Here is a 7,682-nt window from a genome sequence, read left to right as displayed (position 1 = left end):
GACCATGGCCCCGAGTATCGTCCCTGCCTATCAGGCCGGCTCTCTCAGCTATGTGGCCGCCGACCTTCAAGGTTCGCCCGAGGCGCCGATCTCCAAACTGATCAGCGATCAGGCCCAGACCATCGCCATCGCCGCCAGTCAGCAGAACTGGGACCCGGTTGCGATTTACGAATGGGTGAAGAACAACGTTGAGACCGAGTGGTACTTCGGGGCCATGAAGGGGGCCGAGGAAACCCTGCGGCAGAAGAGCGGCAACGATGCCGACCAGGCGGCTCTGCTGGTGGCACTGTTTCGTGCGTCCGGTTATCCGGCCCGCTACGTACGCGGGGTGGTCGAATTTTTCCCCGGGCTAGGCGCGATCAAGTCGCTGACCGGGATCGAAGACCCGGCGGCCATCGGCGAGTTCTTCCGTAAGGCGGGAATCCCCTTTGAGCCGGTGATGGACGGCTTGGAGATCATCAATTACCGGGTCGAACATGTCTGGGTCGAAGCCCTGATTCCGTACGCCAACTATCGCGGGGCCATGGCCGACAGTCAGGGCAAGATCTGGCTGCCGCTTGATACCAGTTTCAAGGTCGCTGGTTACGACGAGTCGGGTTCCATCGACCTTTACGGGGCGCCGGGCAATCCTCTTGACGCTCTCCGTGATGCCTACCTGGCGGCTTCCCAGCTCCAGACGCCTCTAGAATACGTTCGCCAGGAGACCGAAAACTTTCTGGCGGCGACCGTTCCTGGTACAACCTATCCGGAGTTACTGCATTCGCGAAATCTCCGCAGTGAAAACCTGGCGATTCTCCCCAGCGCACCGCAGTTTACCGAGATTTCAATCACCGGAGAATACGCCAGTCTCCCCTCTGCGCTGATCCATACCGCACATTTCCAGGCCAATTCACCCGCCCCCGAGAGTTTGCCGCTGTTTGATTTCAGTCTGCCGGTCTACAAGCTTTCCAACCAGCAGGTGGTCATTGGTTTTGAGCCGGAAACGGTTGAAGATCAGGAAATCATCAACATCTGGGGAGGGCTGGAAAACACGCCGGCGTATCTGGTGCGTCTGCGTCCGGTGCTGACGGTCAACGACGAACGCATCGTGGTCGGAAAGGATGGGATTGCCGTCGGCGGCGACTTGGAATTGAAGGTTGAGCTGGTTTCGCCGGCCGGCAACGTCGCCTTCAACAATACGCTGGTTGCGGGCTACCCGGCGATTATCGGCGTCGTTGCCCAGGATGCCGTGCTGCCTGATTCTGCGAATATTGACATTGAAGTAACCGATCTGCTCTATCGCGAAGCACTCAACTACGTCGACCGCTGGAACCAGGGAGAGTCTGAACTGGCCCGGTTGTTCAATCTGCGCAGGTTGCGCCCCATCCCCACGGTGGTGACCCTCGGCGCTGCGCTGGAGGTCGTTGAACTGCTGGGTGTGCCGCAGGGCGTTGCCTGGAAAGGGTTGTTTCTCGATGCCGACCTGCGTTCGGTCGAAAGCGTCAGACGGTCACAGGTTGCCGACGATCGCCAGAAAATGTTCATGCAACTCTCGGCCCTGGAAGGGTCGGTGCTCGAAAGCCGCATCTTCGAAGATGCCTTCCAGGTAGAGAGCGTCTCCACCGCCAGGTTGCTCGGTCTGGCCAGCGACAGCCTGGTGCCTATCCTGACCATCGATGCGGCCAATGTCGATACGGTCGTGCCGACCCTGCCCTTTGCCGACAACGTCAAAGCCGATATTACCACTGCAGTGGTCCAGGGTATGACGGTGCAGATTCCGGAGCAAGCGGTGTCGTTGCAGGATTGGAGCGGCATCGGCTACCTCAAGGAAGATCCGGTTACCGGAGCGGCTGGTTACATGCTCTCAGGGCAGATTGCCGGGGGTATGACGGTCGTTTCGCCATCCAGCTGGGCTTATGAGTGGGTCGCTGCTTTCGAGAGCCCCTTTGCAGCGCTGCGTAATTTGAATCCGCTCGCCGCCCATTCTGTCCACAAGCTTGGCGGCACCGACTTCCAAGTGGGCGCCGCCGGCACGCAGTTGAACGAGCCGCTGGCAGTCCTGGTTCGCGACGCCGAAGGGCGGCCGGTGGCGGGAGCTCCGGTTGTCTTCGAGATACAGCGAGGCGGTGGTGTCTTCGCCAACGGCGAGCAGACGATCGCAGCGACGACCGATCTCAGGGGGATCGCCCGCACCTCATCGAAACTCAAGCTGGGCAGCAATATCCTGGTCGAGGCAACAACCTACTCCAGAGACGGCGATCAGTTCGCCTCCTTCGCAAGGGAAAACACCGTCACCGCCAGGCTGGAAAATAACGTCGAGCTGGTCCAGGCGTTTGTCGCCATCGCGATCCCGGGGACACCGATGCAGCTGGTACCGTTCGGTAACCAGATCGCCGGTTCTATCCTGCAATATGCAGGCGAAATCGGAGTAAAGGTCCTGGACCAGTACAGCAACCCGGTGGCCAATGTGCCGATCCTGTTTGCGGCCGGAACGCCGGCCTCCTGGCACAGCTGGTGTACTGTTGAAAGTGCCAACCAGACCATGCTGCAAGCCCAGGTGACAGGGGACGATGCCTGCTCCAAGACCCTGCCGAGCTGGGGTGAGTGTGCTGTCACCGGCAGCGATACCGCCGTCACCTGGAGCAACGGCGTCGTCTCTGCCGGGATCGTTATGGGCAGCTATCCTGACGGCAAGTACCCGATCACGGTGAGCTATGCCGGCACCGGTGCGGTCACCCTGCCTCCGGCCTATTTCACCGGATACACCAATGCCGCCGCCCCGGATTCAACCTGCGGAGAGAGCGTTCCGCCGAGCAGCTTCCTGTCGTTGCACAGCGAGGACACTCTGTATCGCGTGCGACCGGCCGGTCCTCTGGTCAAGGTCCGCGCCAAGGCGGAGATGATTGCGGAAGGGACGGCCGCCCAGCCGGGGGCAGAAAACCTCACCTGTGGCGGCGAAACTCTCAGTTGCAATCAGAATGCAGGCGATGGAGCCTTCGCTTTCGTGGAGCCCGACAGCCTTAGCGTCAGCTTCAATGGTGCCATGGGGACGCTCAACACCACGGTCTCGGACATGTACGAGGGCGATGTGACTCTGGCGGTCGGAAGCAACAGCGTGGTCGTGCGTGCCAGTGCTAGCGACACGGTCAGTCGTTACGTTAACAGCTGTAGCGGCTGCGCTACTCAGCAGACAGACCAGACCAAAACCGTTCCGCTCGACTGGTCGATTGACTACATCGGCGCCGCCCTTGATATGCCCGATGCCATCACGGTCGAACTCAACCAGTACGGCTTCCCGGTTGCCGATGTCCCGGTGAGCTACTCCATCCTCCCCCTCGACTACGATGCCGTCTCGGCCTCCTTCCTGATCTACCAGGGGGTCGACCTGGTCTACGTGATGTCGGCGGATACCATGGGAGCAAACACGGACATCATCCCGAGCAACCTGCACTTCGACCCTGCAAGGCAATACTTTGTGCAGGTGGTGCTCAATCACGGCTGGAACGAGGCCGAGGTCTGGAGCGAGAAGGTGCCAATCAACACGAAGCTGGTTGATCTCGACATCGACAGTGACAACAATGCCGGCATGAACGAGGACGGCACGCATCGGTTGCCCGCCCGTGACCCTCTGGAGGAACTTGTTGAGGCCCAGTCCCAGTCCCCCGGTAAGGTGATCTTCACCAACCGGCTCGACGTGGATCGCGATAAGGTGCCGGGCTTCGCCGATGGCATTGATATGTTCGGTAACCAGGGGGATGGGGCCAGCGCGCCGTTCGTGCCGTTGCTGCTTGAGATCGACGGCACTCTTGACCCGACGCAGGTGCGGGTGAAGTTCACTTACGACGCATCCAATCCGGCCTTGATCACTCGCAGCGGCGACCAGGCGGCGGGGTATGTCTATGCGCCGGCGCCGGGGAGCCTGCGATTGTGGAGCAAGGATGGCGGCGTCAGCCGCAAGGTGGCCGGGCTGGCCGAGGATGGCAACTACATTGCGCCCAACACCAGCTACACGCTGGAACAGCTGGGGGCCTCGATTGCGCCGCACCTCTGGCAGGTGTACGTGGAAGGGATCGCCGATGCCGGCGAGGCCCAGTCGATCTGGCTGGACGTCGAGACGGCGGCGGGAGGTGTAACGACCAATGTCGGTGCCGATACGGTCAAGGTCAGTATCGTCAACGCCGCTTTGGTCCCCGACTACGACCATAGCCGCGTAATAGACCAAAGCGATATCGATCGGGCCGGGCGCGGCGATACCTATTATTTCTGGATTAATGACGATGACGATGAAGGGGAGACGGAAGGGAGTGATATCCCTGGTGTCAAACAATCCGCGAGCATTTTTCTTGATAATGAAAACAATATCGTCGATGGCGTGCGCGACCTGATCGACTTCTTCCCGGTGACTCTCGATATCGCTGGTTTGGTAAGAACCTTCCCTCCAGCGTCATATACCTACCGTCTGATCTCCAATGCGGAGAATCTGCGGGTGGTCTTTACGGAGTTGACCAACGTGAATGCAGGGGACTATCTGACTGTCGTTGATACGGCCCGGCAGTTGGGCATGGCCGCCTCGCGAAAAGTGCGCGCTGGTGGTATTGAAGCCCTGTCAGCGGCGGAGGAATCGCTGTTTACGACTGTGGTTCAGGCGACAACTCCTGCCTCGGCGCCGGTCGTCTTGATCGAAGGGGTGTTGCCTGGCACCGAGCCCCTGCAGCTGACGGTGACCAATGCGCTGGGTGAGGTCGTGGCAAGGGTCGAGCTCAAGCTCAGTCTGGATGGTGTGGAGCAGATGTATAGACGGAAGAGCTTGATAGGAGAGCTGAAAAACTTTTATCAAGTCAATTCTGGACAGCAGAGCGTGTTCGCATCTGAGTCGGTGCCCGACATAGACCAGCCGGATCGTTTGTTTATAGATGATTTTGAGAATAAAGGGCATTTTGCCGGCTTCGATGCCGAAAATGAACAGAACAATAACCTCATCCATGTCCATGGTTACAACGTCAACGACCAGGACGCACGCGGCGAGCAGGCCGAGATTTTCAAGCGGTTCTACTGGTCTGGGTCTAAAGTCAAATTCTGGGGGATAACCTGGTTCGGGTGGGATTCTCAATGGCCAATAGTGGAACGTTCGCCGAATTATCATGTAAATGTGCGACATGCCTTCAATACTGGGAGACTACTGAAGGAGTTTGTCGCGGCCCAAGGGTTGGACGAAGCTACAATTTTTGGCCACAGTCTCGGCAACATGGTCATTTCAAGCGCGATTCGCGAGGGGATGACCATCGGACGTTACCTGATGGTCAACCCTGCCGTGGCCGAAGAAGCATATACGCCCAGAGATGTTTATGAGGGCGGGGTCGATTATGCTGTCGGGACTCCCTGGCGGACAGCGACCAAGGAATCGATGTACCACCCTGCTTGGCGTTACCCGGAAGAACAGCCAGTCGAATTGGAGCAAGGCTATCGACCCTTCTTATGGGCGTCGGAGTGGTACAAGGTGTTTGACTCCGGGGATGGTAGGGCAAGCCTGACCTGGCGCGACATTTTTGCCCAAGTTCGAGCTAACACAGGGACTTATGTCTATTACACGCCAACTGACGAGGCGTTCCGCCCTTTCAACTATACGCTCGAGTTGGCGGTGAACGACCCCGCAGGAACAAACTATCAAACAAACGTTAATGACTGGCCGGGTTGGGAAGATATTGTACAAAACTATAGCCTGACCAATCGTTCCAAACTCGGCACCTATTCTTGGTCGATTCAGGAGTTGTTCAAAGGCCGTTTTCCAACAATTGTCGACCCGGACAGCGATGCTGGCGGTTGGGGGTTCAATTACGTCTTGTCGGACGGCTACTATCAGTGTGATGAGCCTTCTTTGCCAGAGGAAATCCCGAACTGTATGATGATTGCGCCGGCTACAGCCAATGCCCTCGAACCCAATGTGCTGCGTACTCGGCCTTTATTTTCGAAGAATGCCGATCACGAACCTTTGGGGCTCTATTCCGATTCGCTTTTCTCTGTGTTCGATACGCTACCGGAGGAACTGCTGCGTGAAGAACTCCTTGCCAACGAAATTTCAGCTCTGACCTTTGCTGCAGGGCATCGTGGGGTGAAGGAAATACGGACACTGGATGAAGATCGAGATATCGATATTCGTCAGACATTTGCGATAAGAAAACCATGGCCCGATAACAGATTGGAAGGCTATGATTGGAGACACAGCGATATTTATGTTGTTGCTTATTCTTATTTGTTCAGTTTGTATGACGGATGGAAATCGCTAATAAATGGAGAGTAGCCATGAAAAATATTCTTATTACAATATTTGTTATTATTGTTTTGGCAGTAAACACCAATGCTAATGCTTTTGGTGTTATTAATATCAACGTAAAAGTCATTGATGAATCTGGAAAACAATTGAAGGATGCCAAATTAAGGGTGCGATTTTCTGGCGGCGAAATGCCTGTGATTAGAAACACCGACGATAAAGGTAATTGTAGTATCACATCAAGTTCAAATGATGGTGTTGTTGTGGGGACAGCTATTAAAGACGGGTATTATGATAGTACATTCCATCATGACTTCTATGCGCAAAAATTAGGTGTGTGGCAGCCATGGGGGAAGAAGTTGACTGTGGTCATGCGCCCCATTGTCAACCCTGTGCCGATGTATGTGCGAAATGCCTCTTTTAATGTACCAGTAACAGAAGAAGAAGTCGGTTTCGATTTAGAGAAGGCGGATTGGGTAATCCCATATGGGCAGGGAACGCATTCCGATTTCATCTTCAATGTTGAACGGCGCTTCGACAATGTTGACAATTTCGATGCGAAGATGACCCTGACGTTTTCAAATGCACATGATGGCATTCAGGTGTTTAAGGATGATGGTGGAGGAGATTTTAATGTTGGGAGTTGGTTTCGCTTGTCGCGAATGGCACCTGAATCAGGATATCAATCGAATTTAGAGCGCCGCCGTTCAAGAGGTTCATATGGTAGGTACGATGATAAAAACGAGGCAGAAGATAATAACTTTATCTTTCGAGTCCGATCAGAAGTTGACGAAACCGGAAATTTGAAGCGCGCGATGTACGGAAAGATTCGTGGCGATATAAGATTTTCAACAGGAGTCCTCAAGGTCGGCATGCACTACTATCTCAACTCCGATTACACCAGTAATCTCGAATTCGACCCGAAGCGTAATCTGTTTGTGATCACCGACCCTGGCGAAAACGTAACCGCACCTTGAGGCAGAAGCTCAGGAGTGCAAAAGCAGAGTAACAGAGGGGTCAGAGTAACACATTGACAAAAAAGATGGATCGTTTAATGACTGCTGAAGGCCCAACAGCCGGAGGGGGAAATGGCACGACCGTTACGAATTCAGTATCCGGGGGCGTATTACCACGTAACCTCCCGCGGGAATGAGCGTAAAGATATCTTCAAAAGTCGAAGGGATAGGGAGAAGTTTCTCGGTTATCTCCAATCGGCAACGGAGCGATATGGGGCTGTCATCCATTGTTACTGCTTGATGAGCAATCACTACCACCTGTTCATTGAAACGCCGGAAGGCAACTTGTCGCAAATCATGCAGCATGTCAACGGCTCATACACGACCTACTACAACGTTAAACGCAAGCGGGCCGGGCATTTATTTCAGGGGAGATATGCCGCTGTCCTGGTAGAGGCCGATGCCTATGCTCTCGAACT

3 protein-coding genes are annotated in these 7,682 nt (G+C 55.5%); all 3 read left to right on the top strand.

What is annotated here, in order from left to right; translation table 11 throughout:
- The first annotated feature begins 52 nt into the window (after positions 1-52).
- Complete coding sequence (locus ABYV89_RS12405; RefSeq protein ID WP_432823271.1) at positions 53-6,277, top strand: transglutaminase domain-containing protein; 6,225 nt, start codon at positions 53-55, stop codon at positions 6,275-6,277.
- 2 nt (positions 6,278-6,279) lie between these two features.
- Complete coding sequence (locus ABYV89_RS12400) at positions 6,280-7,224, top strand: hypothetical protein (RefSeq protein WP_432823270.1); 945 nt, start codon at positions 6,280-6,282, stop codon at positions 7,222-7,224.
- A 111-nt stretch (positions 7,225-7,335) separates the two neighbouring features.
- The coding region (locus ABYV89_RS12395; protein ID WP_432823269.1) for a transposase at positions 7,336-7,682 on the top strand (347 nt) is incomplete at its 3' end.

The sequence above is a fragment of the Trichloromonas sp. genome (assembly GCF_041583255.1).
In the GTDB taxonomy this organism is placed as follows: domain Bacteria; phylum Desulfobacterota; class Desulfuromonadia; order Desulfuromonadales; family Trichloromonadaceae; genus Trichloromonas.
This window is presented reverse-complemented; position numbering and strand designations above follow the sequence as displayed.

Excerpts from the sequence above, each read along its gene's own strand:
- ABYV89_RS12400 (WP_432823270.1), top strand. The coding sequence starts at position 6,280 with ATGAAAAATATTCTTATTACAATATTTGTTATTATTGTTTTGGCAGTA.